This is a genomic window from Streptomyces crystallinus (assembly GCF_039521265.1).
Taxonomy (GTDB): domain Bacteria; phylum Actinomycetota; class Actinomycetes; order Streptomycetales; family Streptomycetaceae; genus Streptomyces; species Streptomyces crystallinus.
The window spans coordinates 438741-465599 of the sequence record NZ_BAAACA010000006.1 but is presented as its reverse complement, the minus strand read 5'-3'; the positions used below and the strand labels follow the sequence as shown (position 1 = coordinate 465599).

General features: G+C 73.5%; 24 protein-coding genes and 1 pseudogene. 14 read left to right on the top strand and 11 right to left on the bottom strand.

Annotation, left to right across the window (positions count from 1 at the left end):
• A pseudogene (locus ABD236_RS05990) lies at positions 1 to 917 on the bottom strand (hypothetical protein); the annotation flags it as partial.
• A 257-nt stretch (positions 918 to 1174) separates the two neighbouring features.
• Between ABD236_RS05990 and ABD236_RS05985 the strand changes: the two are divergent.
• Entirely contained in the window at positions 1175 to 3229 is a 2055-nt protein-coding gene (locus ABD236_RS05985; RefSeq protein ID WP_344070886.1) for a sensor histidine kinase, read from the top strand.
• On the top strand, positions 3222 to 3917 hold the full coding sequence (locus tag ABD236_RS05980) for a response regulator transcription factor (RefSeq protein WP_344070885.1): 696 nt from the start codon (positions 3222 to 3224) through the stop codon (positions 3915 to 3917). Before ABD236_RS05985 ends, ABD236_RS05980 begins: the two co-directional genes overlap by 8 nt.
• Positions 3918 to 4004: 87 nt before the next feature.
• Here ABD236_RS05980 and ABD236_RS05975 read toward each other — a convergent pair whose 3' ends face one another.
• A complete protein-coding gene (locus ABD236_RS05975) occupies positions 4005 to 4112 on the bottom strand; it encodes an ALQxL family class IV lanthipeptide (protein ID WP_268248399.1) in 108 nt (35 codons plus the stop codon).
• Positions 4113 to 4117: 5 nt separating this feature from the next.
• Complete coding sequence (gene lanL, locus ABD236_RS05970; RefSeq protein WP_344070882.1) at positions 4118 to 6952, bottom strand: class IV lanthionine synthetase LanL; 2835 nt, start codon at positions 6950 to 6952, stop codon at positions 4118 to 4120.
• A gap of 153 nt (positions 6953 to 7105) precedes the next feature.
• Between lanL and ABD236_RS05965 the strand changes: the two genes are divergently transcribed.
• The gene (locus ABD236_RS05965) at positions 7106 to 7939 is read left to right on the top strand and encodes a helix-turn-helix transcriptional regulator (RefSeq protein ID WP_425543820.1); all 834 of its coding nucleotides are present in this window, start codon (positions 7106 to 7108) and stop codon (positions 7937 to 7939) included.
• Between the two features lie 24 nt (positions 7940 to 7963).
• On the opposite strand, the gene ABD236_RS05960 is transcribed toward ABD236_RS05965, so the two are convergent.
• The 4 genes from ABD236_RS05960 to ABD236_RS05945 form a co-directional block, all read right to left on the bottom strand.
• Complete coding sequence (locus ABD236_RS05960; RefSeq protein ID WP_344070881.1) at positions 7964 to 8356, bottom strand: SsgA family sporulation/cell division regulator; 393 nt, start codon at positions 8354 to 8356, stop codon at positions 7964 to 7966.
• A gap of 497 nt (positions 8357 to 8853) precedes the next feature.
• Positions 8854 to 9102 (bottom strand): DUF397 domain-containing protein, encoded by a 249-nt coding sequence (locus tag ABD236_RS05955; protein ID WP_344070880.1) that lies wholly within the window; start codon positions 9100 to 9102, stop codon positions 8854 to 8856.
• A 133-nt stretch (positions 9103 to 9235) separates the two neighbouring features.
• A complete protein-coding gene (locus tag ABD236_RS05950; protein ID WP_344070879.1) occupies positions 9236 to 9739 on the bottom strand; it encodes a hypothetical protein in 504 nt (167 codons plus the stop codon).
• 95 nt (positions 9740 to 9834) lie between these two features.
• On the bottom strand, positions 9835 to 10293 hold the full coding sequence (locus tag ABD236_RS05945; RefSeq protein ID WP_344070878.1) for a nuclear transport factor 2 family protein: 459 nt from the start codon (positions 10291 to 10293) through the stop codon (positions 9835 to 9837).
• A gap of 141 nt (positions 10294 to 10434) precedes the next feature.
• On the opposite strand from ABD236_RS05945, the gene ABD236_RS05940 reads away from it, so the two are divergent.
• From ABD236_RS05940 to ABD236_RS05930, 3 genes are all read left to right on the top strand, one after another.
• Positions 10435 to 10992 carry a TetR/AcrR family transcriptional regulator gene (locus tag ABD236_RS05940; RefSeq protein ID WP_344070877.1) on the top strand — a complete coding sequence of 186 codons (558 nt, stop codon included), beginning with the start codon at positions 10435 to 10437 and terminating at the stop codon, positions 10990 to 10992.
• A gap of 84 nt (positions 10993 to 11076) precedes the next feature.
• The gene (locus tag ABD236_RS05935) at positions 11077 to 14523 is read left to right on the top strand and encodes a LamG-like jellyroll fold domain-containing protein (RefSeq protein WP_344070876.1); all 3447 of its coding nucleotides are present in this window, start codon (positions 11077 to 11079) and stop codon (positions 14521 to 14523) included.
• Positions 14524 to 14607: 84 nt separating this feature from the next.
• Complete coding sequence (locus ABD236_RS05930; protein ID WP_344070875.1) at positions 14608 to 15741, top strand: serine hydrolase domain-containing protein; 1134 nt, start codon at positions 14608 to 14610, stop codon at positions 15739 to 15741.
• 36 nt (positions 15742 to 15777) lie between these two features.
• On the opposite strand, the gene ABD236_RS05925 is transcribed toward ABD236_RS05930, so the two are convergent.
• Positions 15778 to 16608 carry an alpha/beta fold hydrolase gene (locus tag ABD236_RS05925; protein ID WP_344070874.1) on the bottom strand — a complete coding sequence of 277 codons (831 nt, stop codon included), beginning with the start codon at positions 16606 to 16608 and terminating at the stop codon, positions 15778 to 15780.
• A gap of 143 nt (positions 16609 to 16751) precedes the next feature.
• Between ABD236_RS05925 and ABD236_RS05920 the strand changes: the two genes are divergently transcribed.
• A complete protein-coding gene (locus tag ABD236_RS05920) occupies positions 16752 to 17357 on the top strand; it encodes a class I SAM-dependent methyltransferase (RefSeq protein ID WP_344070873.1) in 606 nt (201 codons plus the stop codon).
• Positions 17358 to 17370: 13 nt separating this feature from the next.
• Here the strand turns inward: ABD236_RS05920 and ABD236_RS05915 are convergent, their stop codons facing one another.
• Complete coding sequence (locus tag ABD236_RS05915) at positions 17371 to 18102, bottom strand: TNT domain-containing protein (protein WP_344071230.1); 732 nt, start codon at positions 18100 to 18102, stop codon at positions 17371 to 17373.
• A gap of 392 nt (positions 18103 to 18494) precedes the next feature.
• Here ABD236_RS05915 and ABD236_RS05910 point away from each other — a divergent pair, with 392 nt between their 5' ends.
• The 5 genes from ABD236_RS05910 to melA all read left to right on the top strand — a co-directional run bounded on the left by ABD236_RS05910 (position 18495) and on the right by melA (position 24300).
• Positions 18495 to 19847 (top strand): ABC transporter substrate-binding protein, encoded by a 1353-nt coding sequence (locus tag ABD236_RS05910; protein WP_344070872.1) that lies wholly within the window; start codon positions 18495 to 18497, stop codon positions 19845 to 19847.
• On the top strand, positions 19844 to 20863 hold the full coding sequence (locus tag ABD236_RS05905; protein ID WP_425543819.1) for a carbohydrate ABC transporter permease: 1020 nt from the start codon (positions 19844 to 19846) through the stop codon (positions 20861 to 20863). The genes ABD236_RS05910 and ABD236_RS05905 overlap by 4 nt, the downstream gene beginning before the upstream one ends.
• Positions 20860 to 21747, top strand: a complete 888-nt coding sequence (locus tag ABD236_RS05900; protein WP_425543818.1) for a carbohydrate ABC transporter permease — start codon at positions 20860 to 20862, stop codon at positions 21745 to 21747. Before ABD236_RS05905 ends, ABD236_RS05900 begins: the two co-directional genes overlap by 4 nt.
• A 127-nt stretch (positions 21748 to 21874) precedes the next feature.
• Positions 21875 to 22933 carry a carbohydrate kinase family protein gene (locus tag ABD236_RS05895; protein WP_344070871.1) on the top strand — a complete coding sequence of 353 codons (1059 nt, stop codon included), beginning with the start codon at positions 21875 to 21877 and terminating at the stop codon, positions 22931 to 22933.
• Positions 22934 to 22980: 47 nt separating this feature from the next.
• Complete coding sequence (gene melA / locus ABD236_RS05890; RefSeq protein WP_344071224.1) at positions 22981 to 24300, top strand: alpha-glucosidase/alpha-galactosidase; 1320 nt, start codon at positions 22981 to 22983, stop codon at positions 24298 to 24300.
• Between the two features lie 19 nt (positions 24301 to 24319).
• Here melA and ABD236_RS05885 read toward each other — a convergent pair whose 3' ends face one another.
• A complete protein-coding gene (locus tag ABD236_RS05885) occupies positions 24320 to 24958 on the bottom strand; it encodes an NAD(P)-dependent oxidoreductase (protein WP_344070870.1) in 639 nt (212 codons plus the stop codon).
• 96 nt (positions 24959 to 25054) lie between these two features.
• Between ABD236_RS05885 and ABD236_RS05880 the strand changes: the two genes are divergently transcribed.
• Positions 25055 to 25552: a MarR family winged helix-turn-helix transcriptional regulator gene (locus ABD236_RS05880; RefSeq protein WP_344070869.1), complete on the top strand. Its 498-nt coding sequence runs from the start codon at positions 25055 to 25057 to the stop codon at positions 25550 to 25552.
• A 170-nt stretch (positions 25553 to 25722) separates the two neighbouring features.
• Complete coding sequence (locus ABD236_RS05875; RefSeq protein ID WP_344070868.1) at positions 25723 to 25959, top strand: hypothetical protein; 237 nt, start codon at positions 25723 to 25725, stop codon at positions 25957 to 25959.
• A 96-nt stretch (positions 25960 to 26055) separates the two neighbouring features.
• Here the strand turns inward: ABD236_RS05875 and ABD236_RS05870 are convergent, their stop codons facing one another.
• On the bottom strand, positions 26056 to 26787 hold the full coding sequence (locus ABD236_RS05870; RefSeq protein ID WP_344070867.1) for an SDR family NAD(P)-dependent oxidoreductase: 732 nt from the start codon (positions 26785 to 26787) through the stop codon (positions 26056 to 26058).
• Positions 26788 to 26859: the final 72 nt, after the last annotated feature.

Below are 26859 nucleotides of genomic sequence, written 5' to 3'. Positions count from 1 at the left end.
GCGCGCGGGTCCTCGGCGCCACGGGCCAGGGCGAGCACGGTGAGCGCCGCGGCGAGCACCTGGCGGTCGCCGCACTGCTCGCTGCGCACCACCGCCTCCTGGTAGGCGGCCCGCGCCGGACCGAGGGCGCCGCGCTCGCGGTGCACGTCGCCGAGCCCGAGCAGCGCCCCGGCGCCGAGCGCCGCGTGGCCACCGGCCTCGCCGAGGCGCTGGTAGCGGGCCAGCGCCCGGCCGAACTCGGCCGCCGCGTAGTCGAGTTCGCCGAGCGCCAGGTGCGCGGCGGCGCGCAGACAGCCGGCGGCCGGCAGCAGCTCCGCCGCCCCGGGGCGGTCGTCGTCGCCCGCCAGGGCGGTGAGCGCGGTGTCCAGCCCGGCGAGGACGCGGCGCGCCTCGCCCTGCTCGATCCGCTCCCGCGCCGCGCAGGTGCGCACCAGCAGGACCAGCACCGGGTCCCCCGTACCGCACGCCGCCTCCCCCGCCAGCTCCCGGTGGTGCTCGGCCACCGCGCCCCGCCCGTCGCAGGCCGCCACCACGGCCGCCATCGCGTGGGTGACCGCCTGCGTGCCCAGGTCACCGCAGTGGGCGAGCGCCAGCACGGCGCGGCGCACCGACTCCTGCGCCCGGCGCGGTTCGCCGTGCGCGCAGTACGCGGCGGCGGCCCACGCCAGAGCCGTGATCTCGTCCGGGCTCGCGGAGCCGGTGAGCTCGGTGCGCCGGTGGACCTCCAGTGCCCGCGCGGGCTCCCCGAGCAGCTGGTGCGTCATCGTCAGCCGCCGCCCGGCGGCCGCGTCGAGGGTGCCGGTGCGCGGCTCCCCGCCCGCCGCGCCGGCCGCCCCCCGTGCGTGGGCCGAGGGAGCGGGTCCGCCCCGTCCCGCGGTGGACTCCCGCTCGTGCTCCTCCAGCTGAGCCGTACTCATCCGTTCCCCCCTTGCCCGTCCGTGGGACGGGTCCGATGCGTTCGTACGCTCGTGGGTGGGTCCGTCGGCCGCGCTGGTCAGACGCGGTGGGCGGGAGTGTCCGCCTCCCGCGCCGCCGGACTCCACCCTCCGAGTGTGCGCACCCGCGCCCGGCCGCGTAATCCGGGCCGCCTCGCTCCCTCATGGAGGCTGTCCCCCATACGGGCGGTGAGGGAGGCTTTCTGTACAGCGCCCGCGCGGCCCGGGAAAATGGCGGAATGGCGGAGCCTGAGGGACGGCCGATGCGCGTTCTCGCGATCTTCGGCGGGCTGGGAGTGCTCTTCGGGGTGCCGGTCGGTGCGTGGATCTCGGCGGCGCAGACGCTCCCGTGGACCATGGCCTGCATCCTGCCCATCTATGTGGCCGGACTGTCGCTGTCCTGGCACGCCCCCCGGCATCCGGTGGCGCGTCGGCTGCTCGCGGCGGGGTCGTTCGCGGCGATCGGCATGGCCGTGCGGTTCACGATGGGCAAGCCCCCGGCGACCGGCTGGCACTCCACCTCGCCCCACGACTTCGCGTTCCTGGCCGTCGCCCGCACCTTCGACGTCCTCGCCGCGATCACGATCTGCCGGCTGGTGGCGCTGCTGCCGGACGGGCGGATGCGGTACGCGCACGAGCGGGTGCTGCTGCGGGCGCTGTGGGTCCTGGTGCCCTACCCGGTGCTGCTGATGGCGCTGCCCGTCCCGGACGCCACCCTGGCGTATCTGCTGGTCCAGCCCGAGTCCTGGGCACCGGGCCTGGGCGCCGGGCTGCTGCTGCTCCGCTCGCTCCTGGACGCGCGCGAGCGGCGGGCACGGCACCTTGAGCCCGCCGACCGGTTGTGGCTGATCGCCCTGACCGCCTTCGTGGTGTTCAGTGCCCGGGGCTCGTCCCGGCTGTTCAGGCTGTGGCTGGCCGGCCGGGGCCTGGACTACTTCATCGGCTGCGCCCTGGGGGCGCTGCCGTACATCACCATCTCCTCCGCCCTGGTCTTCGCCGCGTTCCGCCACCGGCTGCCCGGCATGGACTTCGCGATCCGGCGCTCGCTGGTCTACGGGGTGCTGTGGACCATGATCGGGGCCTGGTACCTGGGCATGACCACGGCGCTCGGGCTGACCGCCGGCCAGTATCTGCCGATCGGTCTCGCGGTGTTCGTGGCGGTCTCCGCGACCGTCCTGTTCCAGCCGGTGCACCGCCAGCTCAACCGGCTCGCCGCGCGCAGCGTGTTCGGGGCCCGGCCCTCCAACTTCGAGCTGCTGGTGCAGTGCGGCACCACCCTGGAGCACGCCTACGACCTCGCACGGCTCGGCCCGCAGCTGGCGGTGAGCCTGCGCGAGGGGCTGGACCTGCGCTGGGTGCGGGTGCGCCTGGGCCCCGGCGGCCCGGCGCGCGCCCCGCTCGGGTCCGGGGCCGCCGGGGCGCAGGCGGAGAGCGATCAGAGCCCGTGGGGCGAGGTGCGGCTGCGGTACGGGGAGGAGGTGCTCGGCTCCATCGAGTACGGGCCCAAGGAGGAGGGCCGGTTCACCCCCGAGGACCTGGACGTGATCGAGACGCTGGCCCGGCAGGCCGCGCTCGCCGTCCACAACGCGCTGCTGACCGCGGAGCTGTCCACCCGGGTCGAGGAGGTGCAGCGCCAGGCGTGCGAGCTCAACGCCTCGCGCACCCGGATCGTCCAGGCCCAGGACATCGAACGGCGGCGCATCGAGCGGCAGTTGCACGACGGGATCCAGCAGGAGCTGGTGGCCCTGGTGGCCAAGCTGCGGCTCGCCCGCAACCAGCTGTCCCGTACCGGCGACACCGTGCACACCACGCTCACCGAGCTCCAGGACGACGCCTGCCGGGTCATCGACGAGCTGCGCGAGGTGGCCCACGGCATCCATCCGCCCGTCCTCACCGACCAGGGGCTGGCCGCCGCCGTGATCTCCAAGGCCCGGCGGCTGCCCATTCCCGTCACCGTCGAGGTCGACCCCTCGGTGTCCGCGGCGCGGTTCGCGCCGGAGATCGAGGAGGCGGCGTTCTTCCTGGTCTCCGAGGCGCTGACCAATGTGCTCAAGCACGCCCGCGCCGACGGGGTGAACATCCGGATCGCGCGCGCCGACGGCTCGCTCTTCCTCGACGTCAGCGACGACGGGGTGGGCCTGCCCGCGGCCTCCCGGCTCGGCTCGGGCCTCACCGGGATGCGCGACCGGATCGAGGCCGTCGGCGGCCGGCTCTCCATCGCCGGCCGGCCCGGCGGCGGCACCATGCTCTGCGCCCAGCTCACCGAACGCTCGAGAGAGACGGCCCATGCCTGACGCCGCTGCCCGGATGCGCATCGTGATCGCCGAGGACCACTACCTGGTACGGGAGGGGACCCGACGGCTTCTGGAGGACACCGGCGAGGTCGATGTGATCGCGGCGGTGGGCACGGCGGAGGAACTGCTCGACGCCGTCGACCGGTTCCGCCCGGACGCGGTGATCGCGGACATCCGGATGCCTCCCCACCACCACACCGAGGGCATCACCGCCGCGCACACCATCCGGGCCGCGCATCCGGGCATAGGAGTGGTGGTGCTGTCCCAGCACGCCAACGAGCAGTACGCCTTCGCCCTCTTCCAGCAGGGCACCAATGGACTGGCCTATCTGCTCAAGGAGCGCATCGGGGAGCTGGAGGAGCTGCTGCGCGCCCTGCGCGAGGTCTCGGCCGGGCGGTCGGTGATCGACCCGCGCATCGTGGAGGTGCTGGTCGGCAGCCATATCCGTACCGTCGACGCGCCGCTGGCCCAGCTGACCCGCCGGGAGCTGGACGTGCTGCGGCAGATGGCGCAGGGCAAGAACAACCGCAATATCGCCGAGTCGCTCTCGCTCTCCGAGTCGACCATCGAGAAGCACGTCAACTCGACCTTCGCCAAGCTCGGCCTGGCCGAGGAGTCGCAGCTGCACCGCAGGGTCACGGCAGTGCTCACCTATCTGCGGCACGGGCCCAACCGGACCGCGCCGTAGGGCGGTCGACACGCCGAGGTCACCGCCGCCGGCGCGGGGAGGCGGGGCGGCGGTGACCGGGGACGGCGGGTCAGGAGGTGCCGCGGGTCAGAAGGTGCTGCAGCACGAGCCCGCGGTGGGCGGCGGCCAGGACTCGGAGTCGGGCGCCTCCTCCTCTTCGAGCATCTGGAGAGCGGTCACATCGGATTCCCTCACGGTGTTCACCCCCTCTGCGCGGTGTCACGTGCCGGCACCGTGCCGGTGCCGGAGTCATGGGCGGGCGGCGCGGTGAGCGAGCGCGGCAGCCACAGGCGCGGCCCCCCGTGGGCGGACCGCAGCAGGAAGGCGAGCACTCCGGACAGGCCCGTGCCGTAGTCGGCCCACACCTGGGTGCCGGTGTCGTCGGGGACCAGGGTGCGGCCGTCGCGGACGACGTTGCGGGCGTGGAGCCCCGTCGCGAGCTCCACGGCCCAGCTCCGGTACGCGGGCTCGGCGCGGGCGTCGGCCAGGTCGAGCAGGAAGTCGCCGTCCCCGGCCAGTCCGTGGCACTGGGCGGTGCCGCTGTGCCGGCGGGAGCGGCGCACGGCCACGGCCGCCCGCTGCGCGGCGGTGCGGAACTCCTCCTCGCCGCTGTCCTGCCAGGCCCTCAGCAGGAACGTGCCGATCCCGGACGAGCCGCTGCACCAGTGCGTCTTGCGCGGGCCGCCCTTCTCGCCGGAGCGCCAGTACGCGGCGCCGTCCGCCACTTCGGCGACGGCGAGCAGCGTGCGGGCGCCCTCCACGGCCAGTTCGGCGGGTTCGCTGTCGCCGGTGGTACGGGCCAGGGCGAGCAGGAACGCGCCGACGCCCGCGACCCCGTGGGCGAAGCCGTAGTGGACGACGTCGGCGGGGGTGGACAGGATCGCGCGCGGCACCGGCCACACCACCCGTCCCTCGCGCCGCACGGCCATGGCGGCCAGCTCCGCGCCTGCCTCCCGGGCCCGGTCGAGGTGGCGCCGCTCCCCCGTGGCCTCCCAGAACCTCAGCTGGGTCAGTCCGGCACCGGCCACACCGTGGCAGACGTCGGGACTGGGCCAGCGGACCGGGACGCGGGCCGCCAGCTCCATCGCGTACTCCAACAGGGAGTCGTCACCGAGGAGTTGGGCCGCCTCCAGCAGCGCCCAGGCGGTGCCGGAGCGCCCGTAGTACAGGCCGGGCAGGAGGCGGGGCTCGCGGCCGACCCGGTCGGCGATCCAGCCGGCCGTGGTCCGTACCGCCTCCAGCACCGCCGGGTGCTCGCCCGCCTCGTACGCGCGGACGAGCACCCCCAGGACGCCGGCCGCGCCGTGCTGGACGTTGAAGGCGTCCGTGGCGCCGCCGACCGGCCCCGACGGCCACAGCCGCTCGTCCGCCTCCGGGTCGGCGGTGGCCAGCAGATGGTCGATGCCGTCGGCCATCAGCTCCTTCAGCTCGGGCTCGGCCGCACTCCACGCCGCCGGGGTGGGATCGGCCCCGGTGACGGCGAGGCCGATCACCCCCGCCGCCGGGGCGTCGGTGCCGGGCCCGGCGGTGGCGCGGGCGGCCCGGTCCAGCCGGTCGAGCACCTCGTCGAGACCGGGGCGCCGGCCCGGGTCGTCGTCGAGCAGGGCGACGATCAGCGGGGCGAGCCGGATCGCGGCCTCGTTGCCCGGCGCGAGGCGGCCGAGCCAGGCGGCGAGGCGCCCGGCGGTGCCGCGGATCCCGGGGTCGTCGGCGGCGAGCAGCGGGTCGACGCCGGTGACGAGGTGGAAGAAGGTGGCGCCGAGGCTGTAGAGGTCGACGGCCGGGCCGGGGGCGTCGCCGTAGCGCGGCGCCGCGACCTGCTCCGCCGCCGCGTATCCGGGCGTGTGGATCCGTACGGCGGGCTCGCCCGGGCGGGCCAGCGTCTCCAGGTCGATCAGGAACACGTCGCCGTCTTCGGTGACCATGGCGTTGTTGGGGTTGAAGTCCCGCAGCACCCAGCCCTGGTCGTGGACCAGCCGCATCAGACAGGCCAGCGAACGCGCCCGGCGCAGGGCTTCGGCGACGGGTATGCCCCACCGCTCGCCCCCGCCGAACTCCAGCCTGTCCGCCACCCATTGGCGTAAGGTCATCCCGTCGACGGCCTCCTGAACGAGGAAGACGTCGCCCTGCTGCTCGAAGAGCGCGACCGGGGCCGGGGTGAAGCCGCTCCCGGCGAACTCCTCCAGCATCGCCGCCTCGTGGCGCCGCAGGTCCCGCGCGTCCTGGCCGGTCAGGGTGGCCGCGGTGTGCGGGCGGGCCTGCTTGATGATCACGGGCTCGCCGGTGCGCTCGTCGACGCCCCGGAAGACACCGCCCCCGAAGGCGTGCCGGATCACCCCGTGGACGAGGAAGCGCCCGTCGAGCAGCACCTCGGCCGGGGCGGCCCGGCCGCCCTGCGCGGCGGGCTCGCGGCGGGTGAACGGGTCGCGCGGGGCCCACTCGGGCGGCGCGAACCAGGCCCGGCGCCGGTCGGGGACCAGCCGGCCGTCGGGCGCGACCAGCATGGCGCTGCGGATGCCGTCGTCGCCGAGCGCGGGCACCCCGGCGAACACCCCGTACCGGTAGTGGACCAGGCTGCCCGGGAAGCAGGGCCGGTCGGAGAGGATCGCGGGGCCCGGCAGGCCCAGGGTCGCCCGGTGCAGCTCGGCGGCCAGCTCCCGCAGCCGGGCGTCGCCCCCCTCGGGGTAGGCGGTGAGGAACTTGCCGCCGCCGCCCCGTTCGTAGCGGCGTGAGACGAGGTCGCCGACCCGGCCGAGCGTCCCGGCGAACTTGAACCGGCAGCCGTGGCGCACCAGCACCTCGGCGGCCCGCGCCAGGACCAGGGGCGCGGCCAGCGGTGTCGCGGCGACGTGCAGCTTCCAGCCCTGTAGCCGCAGCGCCTCGCCCGGCGGCGAGACATGGCACCAGAACTCCCCCTCGCGCAGCCGCCACGCACCACCGGTGACCGGCCCGACCCCCGTGCGGGCCAGCACCGCTTCCACGATCTCCACGAGCAGCCGTCCGGCCGGCTCGTGGCTCCCCGTCGCAGACTCCATGGCCCTACTGTGACGACGTCTCTGTCGGTTGCCTTACGCCCGCCTTGCGGCACCCCGCACACACGCCCCGCCGGGGCGAGCACGGGCGCGGGCGCGGACCCTGGTACCGCCGGTCCCTGGTTCCGGCCGCCGGGTTCCGCCATGATGATGATCATGACGACTGACCGCCGCCAGCTCGCTGACTTCCTGCGCCGCTGCCGTGACCGGGTCACTCCGCAGGACGCCGGATTGCCCGTGGGGCCGCGCCGCCGCACGCCGGGGCTGCGGCGCGAGGAGGTCGCGCAGCTCGCCGGGATGTCCGCCGACTACTACATCCGGCTGGAACAGGCGCGCGGGCCGCAGCCCTCGCCCCAGATGCTCGCGGCGCTGGCCCGCGCGCTGCGGCTGAACGACGACGAGCGCGACCACCTGTATCTGCTCTGCGGGCATGTGCCGCCCGCCGCGCACTCCGCCGACGGCGAGGTGAGCCCCGGTCTGCTGCATCTGCTCGACCAGCTCACCGCCACCCCGGCCGTGGTGCTGAGCGACCTCGGTGACGTGCTCGTCCAGAACCCGCTGGCGCGCGAGCTCCTGGGCGAGGTGTGCACGGTCACCGAGCACGGCCGCAATGTCGTGTGGCGCTGGTTCACCGAGCCGTCCGCCCGCGCCCCGTACCCGCCGTCGGAGCACAGCTACTACGGCCACCTCCATGTGGCGGACCTGCGCGCCGCCTCGGCACGCCGCTTCGGCGACGCCGAGTCGACGCGGCTGATCTCCCGGCTGCACAGCGCCAGCCCCGAGTTCACGGCGCTGTGGGAACTGCACGAGGTCGCCGTGCGCAGACGCGACCGGGTCCGTGTGCTCCACCCGGAGCTCGGCCCGTTCGACCTGTTCTGCCAGGTGCTGCTCGCCCCCGAGGGCGATCACCGCCTGGTGCTGTTCACCCCTCCGCCGGGGAGTGCGACCGCGGACCGGCTGGCGCGGTTCGGCGCCTCGCAGCGGGGCTGAGGCGGTGTGCGGAGGGGGCGGGGCTCACTCGGCGCCGTGGTCCAGGCACGGGTACTCCCGGCCGCACCAGCAGCGCCCCTGCATCGGCGTGGTGGCGAGCAGCAGCCGGATCACCTCGTCGACATCGAAGCCGTCCAGCTCGCTGCCCTCGGGGACGAGTTGGTACGTACGGGAGAGGAAGTCGGCGACGTCCTCGATCTCGGCGAGCAGATCGGCGCTGCCCTCGTCCGAGTGCAGCCGGATCCGCAGTCCGCTGTCGCCGTACTGCCACACCCGTACGTCGCCGAGGCCGACCGGGCAGCGGGAGATCAGCCCCTCCGCCACGAGATCGCGGCCCATGGTCCATGTCGTATGCATGCCATTGCCGCAGACGAATTCCACCGAAACGGCGAGCGGGTCGGCGGGGTCGTAAGCCATCAAGGCCTCCACGGGGGTCATGGCATCACCCTCGTGCAGTAGTTCGACATACAACGGAACGCAGATCTCTTCCATGTCGCCCCCCTCGTCGGGACAGTCACCGGCGGCCGGTCGCCGGGCGTTGTTCGGTATACGCATCTATGACGTACTCAACGGCCGTGATAGTGACCGACTTCGCGAACAAATTCGCCCCGGGATGTGGAAACTGTGCGTACGGTGTCGCAAATTCGCATGCCCGCACGGATCACATACCCCGTACGGCGCCGTCCGATCCCCCCGCCCGGCAGACCGGTGCACCCGCCCCAGCCCCCGCCAACAGCGGTGGCAGGGGTTCCGGGGCCACCCGGGCGGCTGTGTGATGACGGCTTCACAACCTCGGCCACCCCGGCGCCGATTCGGCCGGAACATGGCGTTCAGCGGTGTCGCCCCGATCACGACAGCAGACCGCCCGCGGCCGCGTCGGTGGCGGCCGCGGGCGGCTGGGGGAAGCGACGGGCTCAGCAGAACTTGTCCAGCTGGCCCGCTTTCGCGGCACGGACCATGGCGGCGATCTCGGACCGGGTGTACCGGAGCACCGGCGCTTCGGTGTCCTTCGTATGCGTCACGGCGATCCGGTCGCCGTCCACGGCGAATCCGACGCAATCCTTGGAGTAGTCGAGGTCACTGAATGACGACTTCTCGAATGCGAGGTGAGGGGCATTGCGGTTGACGTATTCGGTGACCTCGACAAGGCGCGAGTGGTCCACGGGAGAGCTCCTTCGTGCAACAGTGGGGGCTGTTCAGCACGCTACGAGCCCAAGTCCGCGCATTTCTAGTGCCCTTGACAGACAAACGCGTGATGCGCTAGCGGCTCCTGGGGGCGCTCGGCCCCCGGACGCCCTAGATCATGCCGAGGTTGGCGGCGGGCGAGCCCTGGAGCGTCGGGGCGAGCAGTCCGGCCTGCGGCTCGCTGAGCGCCGGCAGCCCGAACAGCTCGGCCTGCGGCGGGGTGAGCGGCGCCTCCAGGATCGCCCCCGGGCTCTTCGCGCTCAGCGGCGAGGAGGGCGTGGTGACGGCCGCCGCACCCAGCTTGTCCTCGGTGAGCGGATCGGCCAGCGGCGCCTTGACCAGCGTCGACGGCACCTCCGATGTGACCGGCAGCGCGGGCAGCACCGGCGACGGCATCAGCGAGCCCACCACATGGCGCGGCCCGCCCGGGGAGCCCGGCATCGGGATCGGTACGCCAGTGCTCACCGTGGGGGCGTCGATCGGCAGCGCCGTCTCCAGGGCTTCCAGCGGTACCCCGACGGGAGCGGAGACCCCGGCGGCGGCGGGCGTGACCGCAGCCGCCGTGGCCATACACGTCATCATCGCCGCGAGGCCGGCCCGCTTGGTGAGCTTCATAGGTACTTCCATCCCTCTGGTTCTCGGATCACTGACGGACAGGTGCCGTCTGGGAGAACGAGTCCACCGGGTCGATCACTCCAAAATTCGCCTGTTCAGCGGAGCGGAAAAGCGACACCGCGCTCGGAAGCGGGGCGTGTTCCGAAGATCCGACGTTCCGATTCGCTGATCTGCACGTCATTGATGCTCGCCTCGCGGCGCGCCATCAGACCGTTCTCGTCGAACTCCCAGAGCTCGTTGCCGTAACTGCGCCACCACTGCCCCGACGCGTCCCGGCACTCGTACTGGAAGCGCACGGCGATGCGGTTGCCGTCGAAGGCCCACAGCTCCTTGCGCAGGGCGTAGTCGAGCTCGCGCGTCCACTTGGCGGTGAGCAGCTCGACGATCTCCGCCCGCCCGGTGACGAAGGTGTCCCGATTGCGCCAGCGGGAGTCCTCGGTGTACGCGAGCGAGACCTTCTCGGGGTCGCGGGTGTTCCAGGCGTCCTCGGCGGCCTGGACCTTCTGCCGGGCGGTGTCCAGGTCGAAGGGCGGCAGGGGCGGACGAGCGTTCATGGGGTGATCCTCCGGTGGGTGGTCGCGGACGCGCATGACGAGGCGGTGCCCAGGTGCGAGCGAGCGGGGAGAACGCTCGTTCTCCCCGTCCTGGCGCTACTCTAGAGAACGGTCGTTCTCAGTTCAAGGAGTGGTGTGGTCATGGACAGCGCAGTCGCACGGGAGCGGGTGCTCGACGCCGCCGGGACGCTGTTCTACGGGCGGGGCATCCAGAGCGTCGGCATGGACGAGATCCGCACCGCCTCGGGCGTCTCGCTCAAGCGCCTCTACGCCCTCTTCCCCGCCAAGGACCAGCTGGTGGAGGCGTATCTGGAGCGCCGGGACACGGCCTGGCGCGGGCGGCTGGCGCAGCACGTCGAACAGCGGGCGGATCCGACGGAGCGGATCCTGGCGGTCTTCGACCATCTGCACCGCTGGTTCGGCGAGCCCGGGTTCCGCGGTTGCGCATGGATCAACGCGTACGGCGAGCTCGGCGCCTCCTCGGCCCGGGTCGCGGCCCAGGCGCGGGCCCACAAGAGCGCGTTCCGGGAGTATCTGGGCACGCTCGTGGCGGACGCGGGGCTGCCGGAGCGGCTCGCCGGCCAACTGGCGCTCCTCGCCGAGGGCGCGATGGTGACGGCCGGGATCTTCCACACCGGGGAACCCGCGCTCCAGGCGCGGGAGGCGGCGGCCGAGCTGGTGGCGGCCGCGCGGAGCTGACGCTCGGCCGCACGAGGATTTCACGGGGCGTTCAGCAGCTGGTCACCAGGTGTTGGTCGAATCCCGTACGGGACGATCACCACCATGATCTCCATGTCGTTCACCCCGCACACCCCATCAGCACCACGCGGCGCTCGTGTCGCGCGGTGCGGACCGTCATTCACCAGAACCGTCGTCGGGCTGCTCGCCCTCGCCCTCACCGCCGCCTCCCTCCTCCTCGCCGCGCCCGCCTCGTACGCGAGCGGGCCGCTGGCGTCCTCGCGGGCGCTGGTCGGCGCCGAGCAGGTGCTCTTCCGCTCCGGTGTGGGCGGCTATGGCTGCTACCGCATCCCGGCGCTGGTGAAGACGAAGGCGGGCAGCCTGCTCGCGTTCGCGGAGGGGCGCAAGTCCCCCACCTGCGCCGACCGCGGTGACATCGATCTGGTGATGCGCCGCTCCACCAACGACGGCCGCACCTGGGGCCCGGCCCATGTGGTCCTGGAGGGCAGCCCCACCGACGGGACGGCGCCCTTCACCCGGGGCAACCCGGCACCCGTGGTCGACCGCGAGACCGGCTCGGTGTTCCTGCTGACCACCTCCAACGAGCAGACGCCGACCGGCCAGCGGCTGCCCTGGGTGCAGCGGAGCGACGACGACGGGGTGAGCTGGAGCGCGCCCAAGCCGCTGCCGACGTTCAGCGGCGCCAACAGCGGCTGGTTCGCCACCGGCCCCTCGCACGGCGTCCAGCTCACGGCGGGCGCGCACGCCGGACGGCTGGTCGTCGGCGCCCACCAGAACCCCGACGCGACCACCCGGTACGCGGGTGTGCTCTACAGCGACGACCACGGCGCCACCTGGCAGGCGAGCAGCACCGCCAACTCCTATGTGGCGAACGCGGTCAAGCCCGGTGAGGTCTCGGTGACCGAGCTTCCCGGCGGCAGCGTCTATCTGGCGGCCCGCAACGAGATCGGCGGCAGCGCCGACCACCGCACCCGCGCGGTCAGCACCGACGGCGGCACCACCGTCCCCGCCTCCACCGTCGTCCCGGGTCTGATCACACCGGAGGTCCAGGGCTCGGCGCTCACCCTGCGCCAGACGTACCAGCGCACGCCCGGCGACACCATGGTCTTCTCGGCGCCGTCGGACGCCTCCGACCGCAAGCTGATGAAGATCCGTTACTCCACCGACCAGGGCGCCACCTGGACCGCCGCCTCCAACGGCCTGATCAGCAACGACCGGGCCTCCTACTCCGACCTCGCCGAGCTCGACTCGGGAGAGCTCGGCCTGGTCTACGAGGGCGGCCCCACCAACTCCGCCGACGAGATCCGCTTCAACCTGACCACCCCCGGCGCCCTCGGCATACCCGGCACCTTCACCGGCAGGCCCTCCGCGCAGAAGAGCCCGGCGGCCGGGCGCACCAGCCCCGACGCCGGCCCGGACGCGAGCGACGCCTACCTCCAGGGCAACGCGGCCCTCGGCAGCGGCCGGTTCGGACAGGGCCTGGTCCTGGACGGCGCGGGCGACTACGCCGACGTGCCCTACGGCAGGACGATCGACCCGGGCTCGGGCGACTTCACGTACTCGCTGTGGTTCAAGTACGCGGCGACGACGGCCAGCAGGCAGCAGGCGCTGTTCTGGGCGTACGGGCAGGGCAGCGCCAAGCCGCAGGTGTGGCTGCGCTCCCAGCCCGCCGACGACCGGCTCTACGCATGGGTGCAGGGCGCGGACGGCGGCGCCTGGATGACGCTCACCGATCCCTCGTCGGCCGTGGCCTTCGGCGACGACCAGTGGCACCACGTGGCGCTGGTCCGCACGGGCGCGCAGATCCGGCTCACCGTCGACGGCACGGTCACCGGCACGGCGACGGGCGTGGCCGGCTCGGTCACCGACGCGCCGTACAACGGCGTCGAGGGAATCCGGATCGGCGCCAAGTCGGACACGGGGGCGAGCGACGCGTTCGGCGGCGCCATCGACGAGTTCCGCGTCTACCGCACGGCGCTCACCGACGCCCAGCTGACCCAGGTGCGCGGCAACGCGACGGAGCTGGACACCGAGGCCGCCACCCGTGCGATGGGAGCGCGGCTCCCCTTCCAGGTGATCGACACGGCGGTGGTGCCGGACCGGCGCCGCATCACCATCGAGGACGACGTGTCGGGCCACTGCGCGAGCGGCACCCTGCTCGGCGGCGTGCCCGCCCTGCCGACCGGCCGGATCGGATCGCTGGCGGCGACGGTCGACAGCACCCACCCGGGCACCGAGACCGGTTTCTCACCCACGCTCGACGTCGGCTCGGACGACTTCACGTACTCCCTCTGGTTCCGGTACGCGGCCGGCTCCACCACCCCGGACCAGGCGCTGGTGTGGGCGTACGGGACGGGGACCAGCAGCCCTCAACTGTGGGTGCGCGCCCAGCCGTCGCAGGACCGGCTCTACGCCTGGGTGCAGTCGGACGCGGGCTCGGTGGCCGTGGCGCTGCCGGACACCACCTCGACCAGGTCGTTCGGGGACGGCGCCTGGCATCTGATGACGCTGACCCGCGCGGCCGACAAGGTCACGCTCGGCGTGGACGCGCGGACCCCGGCCACCGTCAGCGGTCTGAGCGGCTCGCTGACGCCCGCGCGGGGCAGCGGCCAGCAGGGCGCGCGGGTCGGCTCCAAGCTCGACGGCACGAGCGTGTTCAACGGTGACGTGGACGAGTTCCGGATCTACCACCGGGCGCTCAGCACGGCCGAGGTCTCCACCGTCGTGGGCTCCACCGCGGGCTCGTCCGGCTCCTACCCGGCCGATCTGCCCGCGCTGTGGTGGTCGTTCGAGAACCAGTACACCGGCGCCAAGGACGTGGTGCGGCCCGCGGCGGGCCCGGCGACGCCGGACTCCACGGTCCACTGCGGCCACGCACTGGTGCGCGGCGGCGCGGCCACCGCGCCCGGGAAGTTCGGCGACGCGCTCACCTTCGACGGCTCCGACGACGCGGTCGACCTGCCGTACGGCGCGGCCACCGCGCTCGGCTCGGCCGACTTCACGATCAGCACCTGGCTGAAGTACTCGGCGACCAGCGGCAGTCCGGACCAGGTGCTGGTGTGGGCGTACGGGGCGGGCGCCGCGGAGCGGCAGATCTGGCTGCGGGCGCAGCCCGCGCAGGACCGGCTGTACGCCGCGTTCGAGACGGACACCGCGACCACGGTGGTGGCCGCCGTCGACGGCTCGGCGGCGGCCGGCTTCGGCGACGGGGCCTGGCATCACGTGGCCCTGGAGCGGGCGGACGGACAGCTGCGGCTGATCGTGGACGGCCGGGCGCTGGGCAGTGCGGCGGTCCCGGCGGGCTCGGTGACCGCGGGCGACACCTACGCCGTGGACGGCTTCAGGCTGGGCGCCAAGTCCGACGGGACCAACCCGCTGACCGGTGCGCTGGACGAGTTCCGGATCACCCGCGGGGCGCTGTCGGACGATGAGCTGACCACCCTGCGCACCCAGAACAGCCTGCCGGGGACGGCGACTTCGACGTGGCTGCCCTTCCAGGTGGTCACCGGGTCGGAGTTCGCCCGGATGTAGGTCGTTAGCCTGGGGGCACGAAGGGGGTGGCCGTCCGTCGCGCTTCGCGGCGGGCGGCCACCGGCGCGAGTGGGGAGCAGTGGGATGACCGAGGCACGTCCGCGCAACGCCGCCCAGACCCGGGCCGAGGAGATCCTCGCCGAGGTCACCGCGGAGGGCGAGGAGACCGGCGTCCAGGTGGCGGCCTACCTCGACGGCGAACTCGTCGTCGACGCCTGGGCGGGTCTGGCCGACGTGGCCGGCGCGCGGCCCATGGAGGCGGACACCCTGGTGCCCGCGTGGTCGACGGGGAAGGGCGTCGCCGCGGCGCTGGTGGCGGTCCTGGTGGACCGGGGCGTGCTGGCGTACGACACCCCGGTCGCCGCCCACTGGCCGGAGTTCGCCGCCCGGGGCAAGGAGCACATCACCCTGGGCCAGGTCCTCTCGCACTCGGCGGGGCTGCCGCAGCTGCCGCCCGAGGTGACGCCCGAGGAGCTCTTCGACGTACCGGCGATGGGGAGCTGGCTGGCCGGGCAGGCGCCGCTGTGGGAGCCGGGCACGGCGAGCGGCTACCACGGCTGGACCTACGGCGTGCTGCTCGCCGAGACCCTGCGCCGGGCCACCGGCCGCACCTGCGACGCCCTGCTGCGGGACGAGCTGGCCGGGCCGCTGGGGGTCGCGGACTCGCTGCTGTTCTCGGTCCCGGACCGGCTGGCCGGGCGGGTGGCCCGCTGCTACGACGGCGACTGGGCGGCCTACCTGGACGGCATGCCGCCCCACTCGCCGTTCCTGGTCTTCGCGCCGCGCGCGGTGCTCCCGGTGGCCCCGCTCGCCAACCGCGCCGACTACCGGCGGGCCGCGCTCCCGGCCAACGGGACGATGACGGCCCGGGCCGCGGCCCGGATGTACGCGGCACTGGTCTGCGGCGAACTCGACGGCGTACGGCTGGTGTCCCCGGCCACCCTCAAGGAGGCGACGACGCCGAGGACGGCGGGTGAGGACCGCTCGCTCGGCTTCCCGCTGCTGAAGGGGTACGGCTTCATGCTCGGCGGCGCGGGCTCGGTGGTGCGCTCCCCCGACGGCGGCTTCGGCACCAACGGCTCGGGCGGAAGCGCCGCCTCCGGCGACCCCGCCCACCGCTTCTCCTTCGCCCTGACGAAGAACCGGATGAGCCTGAACGGCTTGGACAAGCGGCTCTTCCGGGAGGTGCGGGCGGCGCTCGGCATCCGGCGGGGCTGAGGCCTGCCGCCGACTCCCGTCGTCGCAGACAGGCTCTCAGCGGCTCGCGAACGCGCGCAGGTCCGCGGTGAGCCGCTCCGCGTGGGTGACGAACAGGCCGTGCCCGGCGTCCTCGTAGACGTGGTAAGTGCTGTCCGGGACCAGGCGGGCCGTGCGGTCGCCGGTCAGGTGGATCGGGGCCGAGACGTCGTGGGTGCCGTGGACGACGAGGACCGGAACGTCGATCTTGGTGAGTTCGGGGGCCAGGTCCAGGGTCACCAACAGGTCGCCCAGCGCGTTGGAGGCGCGGGCGGTGGCGCCGGTGCAGCGGTTCTCCCAGTACCGCACGTGGGCGGGCGAGACGTCGTTGCCGGGCCGGTCCAGGGCGAAGAACGGGGCCGCGCCATCGGCGAAGAAGCCGGGCCGGTCCTCGCGGAAGGCCTCGTTCCCGGCGGCGATGAGCGCCGGGTCGACGCCCTCGGGGTGGTCGGCCGAGCGGGCCGGGCCCGGCGCCATCCCGGCCACCAGGGCCACCCTCGCCACCCGCCCGCTGCCGCGCAGGGTGAGGTACCGGACCACTTCGGCGGTGCCGATCGAGTGGCCGACGAGGGTGATGTCCGTCAGGTCGAGGTGGTCGAGGAGCGCGCCGAGGTCCCCGGCCAGGGTGTCGAGGTCGAAGCCGTCCCACACGTCCTCGGAGCGGCCGTGGCCGCGCCGGTCGAGCCCGACGCACCGCAAGCCCTCGGCGGCCAGCGGGAGCATCTGGAACTCCCACATCTCCGTACCGAAGTAGGAGCTGTTGACGAAGACGACCGTGCGGCCCTCGCGCGGCCCGTAGTCGACGTAGTGCAGACGGGTGCCGTCGGTGCTGGTCTCGAAGTACGGCATGGCGCCGGGTCCTTCCCCTGGGGCCCCGCCTCGTCGCGGCGGCGCTGATGTGATCAATGGTGGGGTGGCCGGCGGCCGTTGGCGATTACCCGCCGGGTAATGCGCCCGACGGCCGCCCCCGACTGATCGTTTAGCCTGGCCGGGTGAACGACACCGTGGCGGGGACGCAGGGGTACGGCGCGGACGCCGACGCACTGGCCGAGCAGTACGAGGGCGTCACCTTCGAGGAGGTGCACGGGGCGCTGCTGCACCTCTACCCCGCGCCGCCCGCCCGCGTGTTGGACCTGGGCGCCGGAACGGGGCGGGACGCGGCGGCGCTGGCCCGTCTCGGCCACACCGTCACCGCCGTCGAGCCGACCGCCGAACTGCGCGGCCACGGCGAGCGGTTGCACGCGGACACCGCCCTGACCTGGCTGGACGACGCCCTGCCGGATCTGCCCGGGCTGGCCGCGAGCGGCGAGCGGTTCGATCTGATCCTGATCACGGCGGTGTGGATGCACCTGGACGCCGCCGAGCGCGCCCGGGGCATGCGGACCGTCGCCGCGCTGCTCGCCCCCGGCGCCACCCTGGCGATGACCGTACGCAGCGGACCGGTGCCGCCCGGGCGGCGCATGTTCGACGTACCCGAGCCCGAGACGCTCGCCCTCGCCGCGAGGGCGGGACTCCGGCTCACCCACCGGGGCGGCCGCCCCGATCTGCACGGCCGCGCCGGGGTGCACTGGTCGGAGCTGGTCTTCACCGCTCCCTGACGGATCGGCGCGCTCAGCCGCCCACCACCCCCGCCAGCGCGCTCCTCGCCGCCTCCGGGTTGTTCTCCGCCTTCAGGTACCCGTGGTCCAGCAGCCACTTCACATTGAGCTTCTGGCCCTCGCCCGGGTCGACGAAGGCCGCGTCCAGCTTGACCTGTTCGGCGCCGCCGCGCTGCTCGAACCAGGGTGCGATCCGGCCCTCCCAGACGGTGAAGCTCTTGGTCACCTCGTACGCGTGGTAGGCACACGGGTAGGCCGCCTCACGGGTGACCAGGCTCTGCGGCGGCAGCGCCCGGCGGCCGTAGGCCGCCCCCGCCGGGGCGAGGAAGGCGCCGTACTCGGAGCCGAAGCGGTCCAGGTCCTCGCCGACGCGCAGCCGTACCGCCCGCTTGTCGAGGCTGCCGTCCGGGCGGTTGGCGAAGCCGTCGTGGGGCGGGTACTTCCAGCTGCCCGCCGTGCTGTCCCAGTAGGTGGCGAGGAACGCCGTAGGGCTGAGGTGGCCGGTGCGGTGGTAGCCGAGCACCAGCGGGCCCACCGGGCCCTGCCAGGGCCTGGGCAGGTACTGCGGGCCGAGCCGTTCGTCGCCCTCGTAGGTGCCCGAGCAGGCGGTGGGAGCGGTCCGCCCGGCCGTGGCCGGCGCGGTCGCGGCAGCGCCCTCGGCGGGTGCGGCGGCCTGCGCCGGGGCGGCGCCGAACAGGGCCGTCGTGACGAACACCGCGGCCGACGCGCCCGCGCCGATGAGCAGACGCAGCCTGCTGAAACGATTCTTCAAGTGATCCTCCCGGGACCCGCGACGCAAGTGACAGGCCCTCACATCTAGTGCGCGGTGGATCAGTTGGTCACCCCGTACCGGCAAGTAGGCCGAAAGCGCGCCCGGCACGGCCAAAAGCGCGCTGTTCCGCGCTGACGTGGGGCGCTCCGCCCGGCGGCACGCGGACCCGGGGCCCTCTCGGGTACTTGACGCATGCCCCCCGAGGCGCTTTCATCCAGCCAGTGCGGGGCCTCAGCGCGGCCCGGCGCTTCGATAGGTGCGCCCAGCCGGTAGCGGATCCCGACCCGATCCCAAGCCCGGCCCGAGTCGCCAGGACGTGTGTCCCGCGTCCGAGGCGGGGCGCACCCGCGAAGGGATGGACGACCATGCCCGCCGGTCAGGACCGCACCAGCAAGCCGCACCCCGCTCCCGGCCTCCCGCGCCGCCGCCTCCTGCGCACCGGGGCGGGAGCCGTCGCCGGGGCGGCGGCGCTCCCCCTGCTCGACGCCTGCGCCGCGACCACCTCCGACGGCATCGGCGCCGACGGCCGCGTCACCATCGAGATGTGGCACGGCCAGAACGAGATCGGGGCCAAGGCGATCGAGGCGCTCGCCGCCGACTTCAACCGCTCGCAGTCCCGCATCCGGGTGAACGCGAGCGGCGGCGGCGTGGTGGCCGACGCCATGCTCCAGAAGGTGACGGCCGCCCTCGCGGCCGGTGCCTACCCGGACATCGCGTACATCTTCGGCTCGGACCTCGCGAGCATCGCCCGCAGTCCCAAGGTCGTCGATCTGACCGGCGCGCTGCACGACGGCTCGCCGCCGTGGCGCGACTTCTGGCCCTCCGTCAGGGAGGCTGTCACCCTGCACGGCAAGGTGCGGGCCGCGCCCTCGCTGCTCGACTCGCTGGCCGTCGCCTGCAACACCAGGCTCTTCGAGCGCGCCGGGATCCCGCTGCCGAAGCCGGGCTGGACCTGGCCGGAGTTCGTGGCGACCGCCAAGAAGCTGACCGACGCCGGCCACGGCGTCTTCGGCACGGCCTGGCCGGGCGCCGGCGACGAGGACACCGTGTGGCGGCTGTGGCCGATGGTGTGGGACCTCGGCGGCGACGTCATCGCCCCCGACGGCAAGAGCATCGGCTTCGTCGAGTCCGGGCGGCGGGCCCTGGAGACGGTGGCCCAGCTGGTCGCCGACAGAAGCGTCTACATCGACCCCAAGCCCGGCAGCGAGCAGATGTACCAGGTGTTCGTCTCGGGCCGGATGGGGATGGTGATCACCGGGCCCTGGCAGCTGCCGAACATCGTGGAGTCCAAGCTGCCGTACGACGTGGTCCCACTGCCCACCTACAGCGGAAAGCCGCTGACCATCTCCGGCCCCGACACCTGGACCGTGTTCGACAACGGCAGGGCACGCTCGAAGGCGGCGGTGGAGTTCGTGCGCTGGCTGATCACTCCCGCCCAGGACGTGCGGTGGGACATAGGGGGCGGCAGTCTGCCGCTGAGTCGGCAGACCGAGCAGGAGAGCGCCTGGCGCCGGCACTCCGCCGACACCGTCGGCCTGCCCGTGTTCACCAAGGCCCTGGAGACCGCCCGGGTGCGGCCCATCCACCCCGCCTATCCACAGATCTCGCAGGCCACCGGGCAGGCCGTGGTGTCCGTGCTGCTCGGCCGCGCCTCCCCCGCCAAGGCGGTGCGCCGGTGCGCCGACAAGGCCGACGCCGCCCTGCTGATTCCCCGATGAGGAGGGTCGACGTGGACCGAGGATCCCGTACGGGCACACCGCGCCCGCTCACCCTGGCCCCGGGCGGCCCGGAGCCCGCCGAGCGGCGCCGCGCCCGGCGCCGGCGGGCGCGCGGCGAGACCGCCACCGCCTGGGCGTTCATCACCCCGTCGGTCCTGGTGATCCTGGGGCTGAGCGTGGTGCCGGTGATCTGGTCGCTGCTGCTGTCGTTCCGCGCCGACGACCTGGTCACCCCCGGCCGCTGGGTCGGCCTCGACAACTACCGCGCCCTGTCCAAGGACCCGGGCTTCCGCAAGGCCGTGGAGAACACGCTGACATACGCGGGTCTCTATGTGCCGCTGAGCCTGGCCGGCGGGCTCGCGCTCGCGCTGGCCCTGAACCGGCGCATCCGCTTCGTCGGCGTCTACCGCACGCTCGTCTTCATACCGTTCGTCGTCTCGGCCGCCGCCCAGGGCGTGCTGTTCTCCTTCATCTTCGACCCGCAGTTCGGCGCGGCCAACTCGATCCTGCACAAGCTGGGCGTCTCCCCGCAGGGCTTTCTGACCGACCCCGGCCAGTCGCTGTACGTGCTGCTCGCCATCTCGCTGTGGAGCGGGATCGGCTTCTGCGTCGTCGTCTTCCTCGCCGCGCTCCAGGACGTGCCCACCGAACTCGTCGAGTCGGCGCGGCTCGACGGGGCGAACCGGGCGCAGGTGCTGCGCTATGTCACGCTGCCGACGCTCGCGCCGGTCACCGCGTTCCTGGTGCTGTGGCAGCTGATCACCGCGCTCCAGGTGTTCGACCTGGTGTACGTGACGACCAAGGGCGGGCCGCTGGAGTCGACCACGGTCATCGTGTACTTCGTCTGGGAGCAGGCGTTCCGCACGTTCACCGCGGGCTACGGCGCCGCCGCCGCGTACGTCCTGGCGGTCGCCCTGCTGCTCGCGGGCACGGCGGTGACGCTCTACCGCCGCCACCGGGAGCGCACCACCGGCTCCGCGGCCGGACCGCTGCGCGCGGAAGGAGTGGCCCGATGACCGCCTCGACCATGGTCAGCGAGGGCGCGGCGCCGACCGCGGCCCCGGTGCCGCGCACCGCCCGGCGGCGCCGGCTGCCGTTCAGCCCCTGGCATCTGCTGCTGGCGCCGCTGTCGCTGGGTTTCGCGCTGCCGCTGGTGTGGCTGGTGCTCAGCTCGGTGATGACCAACGCCGAGATCAACCGCTTCCCCCCGGCGCTGTGGCCCAAGGGGATCGACTTCGGCGGGTACCGCTATGTGCTGGGCAACGCCATGTTCCCGCGCTGGTTCGCCAACTCCTGCATCGTCTCGACCGTCGCCGTCGGCTCCAACCTGGTCCTCGGCTCGCTCGGCGGCTACGCCTTCGCCCGGATGCGGTTCCGGGGGTCGCGGGCGCTGCTCGCGCTGATGCTGGCGACCATGGTGATCCCGTTCCAGCTGACGATGATCCCGACGTTCCTGGTGATGAAGTGGCTGGGACTGATCGACACGCTGGGCGCGCTGATCGTGCCCTCGCTGGTCACCCCGTTCGCGGTCTTCCTCTTCCGGCAGTTCTTCCTGGGGCTGCCCAGGGAGATGGAGGAGGCCGCCTGGATCGACGGGTGCTCCCGGCTGCGGGTGCTCTTCTCGATCGTGGCGCCGCTGGCCCGGCCCGCGCTCGCGACGGTCGCCGTGCTGACCTTCCTCGCCACCTGGAACGACCTGTCCTGGCCGCTGATCGCCATCAACCACGACACCCAGTACACCCTCCAACTGGGCCTGACCACCTTCCAGGGGCAGCACCACACGCAGTGGGCGGCGGTGATGGCGGGCAATGTCATCACGGTGCTGCCGGTGCTGCTCGCCTTCCTGTTCGCCCAGCGGACCTTCATCCAGTCGTTGACGTCGAGCGGGCTGAAGGGCTGAGGCGAGCGCCGCTCGCCTTGCGCTTCACCGTCCGCGGCTGCCCCCGTGGGGAGCTCCGTGCCCACCGAGGCCCCGCAGCGCTCAACCTCCCAGCGCTCGACTTTCCCTGACCAGAAAGCCCTTCGCCATGTCGTCACCACCAGTGCCACCGGCACCCTCCGACCGTCCCTCCAACCCTCCCTTCGACCGCCCTTTCGACCTGCTCGTCGTGGGCGACGCCAACCCGGACGTGGTCCTCGGCCCGGTGCCGCGCGACCTCGCCTACGGCCAGCGCGAGCAACTGGTCGAGCGGGCCGACCTCGTCCTCGGCGGCTCGGCCGCGATCATGGCGTGCGGGGCGGCCCGGCTCGGGCTGCGGGTGGCGTTCGCTGGCCGCGTCGGCGACGACCCGGCGGGCGCTTTCGTCCGTACGGCCCTGACCGCGCGCGGAGTCGACACCTCCGCGCTCACCACCGACCCGGAACTGGCCACGCCGCTCACCGCCGTCCTCACCCGGGGCGCCGACCGGGCGATCCTCACCGCGCCCGGGTGTCTGGCCGCGACCGGGCCCGGCGACGTCCCCGATGCACTGCTCGCCGGGACCCGGCACGTCCACGCGGCCTCGTTCTTCCTGATGCCCCGGCTCGCCGGGGCGCTCGCCGAGGTGTTCGCGCGGGCGCGCGAGCTCGGCGCGACCACCTCGCTGGACACCAACGACGACCCGTCCGGCCGCTGGGACCCGGAGCTGCTCGACCCGGTCCTCAACGTGACGGACCAGCTGCTGCCGAACGCGGCCGAGGCGCGCGCCCTGACCGGGGTGGCCCGGGGCGTGGCCGAGGCGGCGGCCGCGCTGGCCCGGCGCGGCCCGCTGGTCGTGGTCAAGAACAGCGCCGAGGGGGCGCTGGCCCACGACGGGACACGGGTGACGGCCGCGCCCGCCCTTCCCGTCGAGCCGCTCGACACCGTCGGGGCCGGGGACAGCTTCGACGCCGGGTTCGTGGCGGCGGTGCTGCGCGGGCTCGGCCTGGCGGACGCGCTGGCCGTCGCCGCGGTCTGCGGCTCGCTGTCCACCCGCGGCCGTGGCGGCACGGAGGCCCAGCCCACCTGGGACGAGGCCGTCGCCCGCGTACCCGGCGCGGGAGCCAGCGAAGCCAGAGGAGTTACGGGGGTTACGGGAATTACGGGAGTTACGGGGGTTTCCGCATGACCGAGACGACCGGCGAGCCGGCCACCGAGACGACTGGAGTCACCGAGATGGCCGAACCGGCCGAAGTGAAGATCGCGTTCATGGGCGCGGGCAGTGTGGTGTTCACCCAGGGGCTGCTGGCCGACCTGTTCGCCTTCCCCGAGTTCACCCGGCTGCGGATCGCGCTGCACGACATCGACCCCGAGCGACTGGAGACCGCCCGGGCGGCGGCCCGGCACATCGCGGGAGCGATGGGGGTCACTCCCGTCATCACCGCGCACCCCGACCGGCGCGGCGCGCTCGACGGCGCGCACTTCGTGGTCAACACCGTGCAGGTCGGCATGAACGCGGCCACCCGCACCGACTTCGCCGTCCCCGCGCGGTACGGCCTGCGCCAGACCATCGGGGACACCCTGGGCATCGGCGGCATCTTCCGGGCCCTGCGCACCTTCCCGGTGCTGCGCCAGATCGCCGAGGACATGGCCGAACTGTGCCCGGACGCCTGGCTGTTGAACTACACCAACCCGATGGCCATGAACCTCCTCTATCTCCATCGGATCGCCCCCCGGCTCAAGGCGGTGGGCCTGTGCCACTCGGTGTACTGGACGATGCACGACCTGTCCGAACTGGTCGGCGTGGACTTCTCCGAGGTCTCCTATCTGGCCGCCGGGATGAACCACCAGGCGTGGGTGCTGCGCTTCGAGCGCGACGGCCGCGATCTGCACCCGCTCCTGGACGCCGCCATCGACAAGGACCGCGAACTGCTGCGCCGGGTCCGGGTCGACATGTACCGCAGGCTCGGCCACTACCCCACCGAGACCAGCGAGCACTCCTCCGAGTACGTGCCGTGGTATCTGCACCACGACAGCGAGGTGGAGCGGCTGCGGCTGCCGATCGGCGCGTACCTCGACATCATCGAGGACAACACGGTCAGCTATGAACGCACCCGCAACGCCCTGGTGGCGGGTCGGCCGCTGCCGGTCGAGGGCACCATGGAGTACGCCCCGCAGATCATCCACAGCGTGGTGACGGGCACTCCCCGGACGATCTACGGCAATGTGCCCAACCACGGCCTGATCACCAACCTGCCGGACGACTGCACGGTCGAAGTCCCGTGTCTGGTCGACTCGCAGGGCGTGCAGCCGACCCGGGTCGGCGCACTCCCCCCGCAGTGCGCCGCGCTCAACCGTACGTACGCGAGCGTCACCGATCTGGTGGTCCGGGCCGCCACCGAGGGCGAGCCCCGGCACGTGCGGCACGCCGCGATGACCGACGCGGCGACCGCCGCCACCTTGCCGGTGGAGCGGATCTGGGACCTGTGCGACGACCTCGTACAGGCCCACGGAGATCTGCTCCAGCCCGAGTTGAGGGTGCTGCTCGGGCACTGAGAGCACACCCCGAATGTCCTCAGTACGCCACGGTGAACCTCGTGCGGTGGTGGCGGGGCTCCTCGGCCTCGTCGAGGAGCGCCACCGCGAGGTCCTCCATCGAGATCGCGGACCGGCCCTGCTCGTCCACCAGGAGCTCGTCGGCGCCCAGCCGGTAGCTCCCGGTGCGCTCACCGGGCTCCAGCAGGGCGGCGGGGCTCAGGTAGGCCCAGTCGACCTCGCTCTCGGCGCGCCAGACGTCGAGCTGCTCGGTGCACGCCTGCGCGATGGGCCGCCAGCTCACCGGGAAGTCCGGGTCGTCGACGACGGTGGCGCCGTCGCCGCCCGGCAGGGTCAGGGTGGCGGCGCCGCCGACGACCAGCACCCGCACCCCGGTCCCGGTGAGCCCGGCGACCAGCGCCTTGGTCACGGTGACGAGGTCGCCCTCGCTGCCGGGCGCGGGCCGGGTGGCGCTGATGACCAGGTCCTGCCCGGCGCTCAACTCGGCTATGTCCTCGACGTTCTGCGCGTCGCCGGTACGGGCGACGGCCGCCGGGTGGAGCTCGGGGAAGCGGGACCGGTCGCGCACGACGGCGGTGACCTCGTGCCCCCGGGCGACGGCCTCGGCCACGACACGGCTGCCGACGTTGCCCGCGGCTCCGAAGACGGTGATGCGCATGAGTGTCGCTCCTTCTGCTTCGTCCGGTTCCCCGGAAGATCTCTTAGCACTAAGAGAAAAGTACCTCACCGCTAAGAGATTGGCTAGTCTGACGATGTGACCGACCATGTGGACCTCCTGCTCGCGCAGTGGGGCGAGCGCCGCCCCGACCTCGACGTGTCGCCGATGGCGGTGATCGGACGGCTCAAACGCCTCTCCCGGCTGATCGAGACCGAGCTGCGCCGCACCTTCGCCGAGCACGGCCTCGACCCCGCCTCCTTCGACGTGCTCGCGACCCTGCGCCGCAGCCCGCCGCCCCATCTGCTCACGCCCGCCGAGCTGATGCGCTCCGCGATGGTCACCTCGGGCGCCGTCTCCCAGCGCCTGGACCGCCTGGAGGAACGCGGCCTGGTGACCCGCTCCCCCAGCCCCACCGACGGCCGGGTGGTTCAGGTGGCCCTGACCCCCGAGGGACACGCCCTCATCGACCGGGCGCTGCCCGACCACCTCGCCACGGAGGAGCGGCTGCTGACGGCCCTCGGTGCGGACCGGCGGGAGGAGCTCGCGGGAACCCTGCGGGAGCTGCTCGAATCCCTCGGGGACGGCGTCGGCTGACCGGGCGGCCGTCGCCCGGAAGAAACCGAGCGGGCCGACGGATGGAGTACGGCCGACGGGCGTGGGCACGCGCTGGAGGAGACAGTGGAGACGGCGTCGGCCCCCTGGCCCGGTCCCGGGCGCGGAGCCGACGCCCCGACCAGCGGCCCGCAGCAGCCCAGGAGGCCCCGATGACCCAGCCGCCCTACCCGGACCCCAACCCGCCGACGCCGGGGCCCACCCCGGGCCCGACTCCGGGGCCGCCCGACCCCGTACCGCCCACGCCCGGGCCGACACCCGGCCCGCCCGCGCCGGGCCCCGGACCGCTGCCCGGTCCGCAGCCCGTACCGGAGCCGGATCCCGTGCCGCAGCCGCCGGGGCCCGACCCCGTACCGGAGCCGACGCCCTCGCCCGGCCCCCTGAGCTGACACCGGGACGCCGGGGGCGGGTCCGGGTCCGGGTCGCGTACGCGATCGGCCACGCAGAGCCGGTCCGCCTCCAGGTCCTCTTCGTCGAGGCCCCGGCTATATCCCACCCGCCACCCGCATGACGGTGCCCGTCGCGTACGAGGCGTCGTCCGAGAGCAGCCAGGCGACCGCTCCGGCGATCTCGTCGGGGCGTCCGGCCCGGCCCATCGGAATGGTGCCGGCGAGCTTCGCGGGGCGCTCCGGGTCCTCGTGGAAGCCGGTCCAGATGATGCCCGGCGCCACACAGTTGACCCGGATGCCGTCCGGCGCGACCTCCTTGGAGAGGCCGACCGTCATGGCGTCGGTGGCGGCCTTCGTGGCGGCGTAGTGCACATACTGCCCGGGGCTGCCCAGGGTGGCCGCGGCCGAGGAGATGTTGACTATGGACCCGCCGCCGCGCGCCGCCATGTCGCGCACGGCCCGGCGGGCGCAGAGCAGATAGCCCAGCACATTGACGTCGAGGGCCCGGCGCATCCCCTCCGCGTCGGCGTCGACGAGACGGCCGTTGGGGCCGCTGACCCCCGCGTTGTTGACGAGCCCGGTGACCGGGCCGAGCGCGGCCGCCGCGTCGAACAGCCGGTCCACGGACGCCTCGTCCGCCGTGTCGACGGCCACGGCGAGAGCCTTGCCGCCCGCCTCGCGCACCCGCTCGGCCACGGCTTCGGCCGCCTCGGCATCCGAGCGGTAGCCCACGACCACGTCGTGGCCGTCGGCGGCCAGCCGGGCGCAGACCGCGGCGCCGATACCGCGGCTTCCGCCGGTGACGACGGTGACGAACCTCTGCTCCACGGGAAACCTCCGACGCCGGGCGGGCAACCACCGTTGGATGACCGCTGTCTGACGAGCACTCTGCGACGACCA

Excerpts from the sequence above, each read along its gene's own strand:
- ABD236_RS05985 (WP_344070886.1), top strand. The coding sequence starts at position 1,175 with ATGGCGGAGCCTGAGGGACGGCCGATGCGCGTTCTCGCGATCTTCGGC.
- ABD236_RS05980 (WP_344070885.1), top strand. The coding sequence starts at position 3,222 with ATGCCTGACGCCGCTGCCCGGATGCGCATCGTGATCGCCGAGGACCAC.
- lanL (WP_344070882.1), bottom strand. The coding sequence starts at position 6,952 with ATGGAGTCTGCGACGGGGAGCCACGAGCCGGCCGGACGGCTGCTCGTG.
- ABD236_RS05965 (WP_425543820.1), top strand. The coding sequence starts at position 7,106 with ATGACGACTGACCGCCGCCAGCTCGCTGACTTCCTGCGCCGCTGCCGT.
- ABD236_RS05960 (WP_344070881.1), bottom strand. The coding sequence starts at position 8,356 with ATGGCTTACGACCCCGCCGACCCGCTCGCCGTTTCGGTGGAATTCGTC.
- ABD236_RS05950 (WP_344070879.1), bottom strand. The coding sequence starts at position 9,739 with ATGAAGCTCACCAAGCGGGCCGGCCTCGCGGCGATGATGACGTGTATG.
- ABD236_RS05945 (WP_344070878.1), bottom strand. The coding sequence starts at position 10,293 with ATGAACGCTCGTCCGCCCCTGCCGCCCTTCGACCTGGACACCGCCCGG.
- ABD236_RS05940 (WP_344070877.1), top strand. The coding sequence starts at position 10,435 with ATGGACAGCGCAGTCGCACGGGAGCGGGTGCTCGACGCCGCCGGGACG.
- ABD236_RS05935 (WP_344070876.1), top strand. The coding sequence starts at position 11,077 with ATGATCTCCATGTCGTTCACCCCGCACACCCCATCAGCACCACGCGGC.
- ABD236_RS05930 (WP_344070875.1), top strand. The coding sequence starts at position 14,608 with ATGACCGAGGCACGTCCGCGCAACGCCGCCCAGACCCGGGCCGAGGAG.
- ABD236_RS05925 (WP_344070874.1), bottom strand. The coding sequence starts at position 16,608 with ATGCCGTACTTCGAGACCAGCACCGACGGCACCCGTCTGCACTACGTC.
- ABD236_RS05910 (WP_344070872.1), top strand. The coding sequence starts at position 18,495 with ATGCCCGCCGGTCAGGACCGCACCAGCAAGCCGCACCCCGCTCCCGGC.
- ABD236_RS05905 (WP_425543819.1), top strand. The coding sequence starts at position 19,844 with ATGAGGAGGGTCGACGTGGACCGAGGATCCCGTACGGGCACACCGCGC.
- ABD236_RS05900 (WP_425543818.1), top strand. The coding sequence starts at position 20,860 with ATGACCGCCTCGACCATGGTCAGCGAGGGCGCGGCGCCGACCGCGGCC.
- ABD236_RS05895 (WP_344070871.1), top strand. The coding sequence starts at position 21,875 with ATGTCGTCACCACCAGTGCCACCGGCACCCTCCGACCGTCCCTCCAAC.
- melA (WP_344071224.1), top strand. The coding sequence starts at position 22,981 with ATGGCCGAACCGGCCGAAGTGAAGATCGCGTTCATGGGCGCGGGCAGT.
- ABD236_RS05885 (WP_344070870.1), bottom strand. The coding sequence starts at position 24,958 with ATGCGCATCACCGTCTTCGGAGCCGCGGGCAACGTCGGCAGCCGTGTC.
- ABD236_RS05875 (WP_344070868.1), top strand. The coding sequence starts at position 25,723 with ATGACCCAGCCGCCCTACCCGGACCCCAACCCGCCGACGCCGGGGCCC.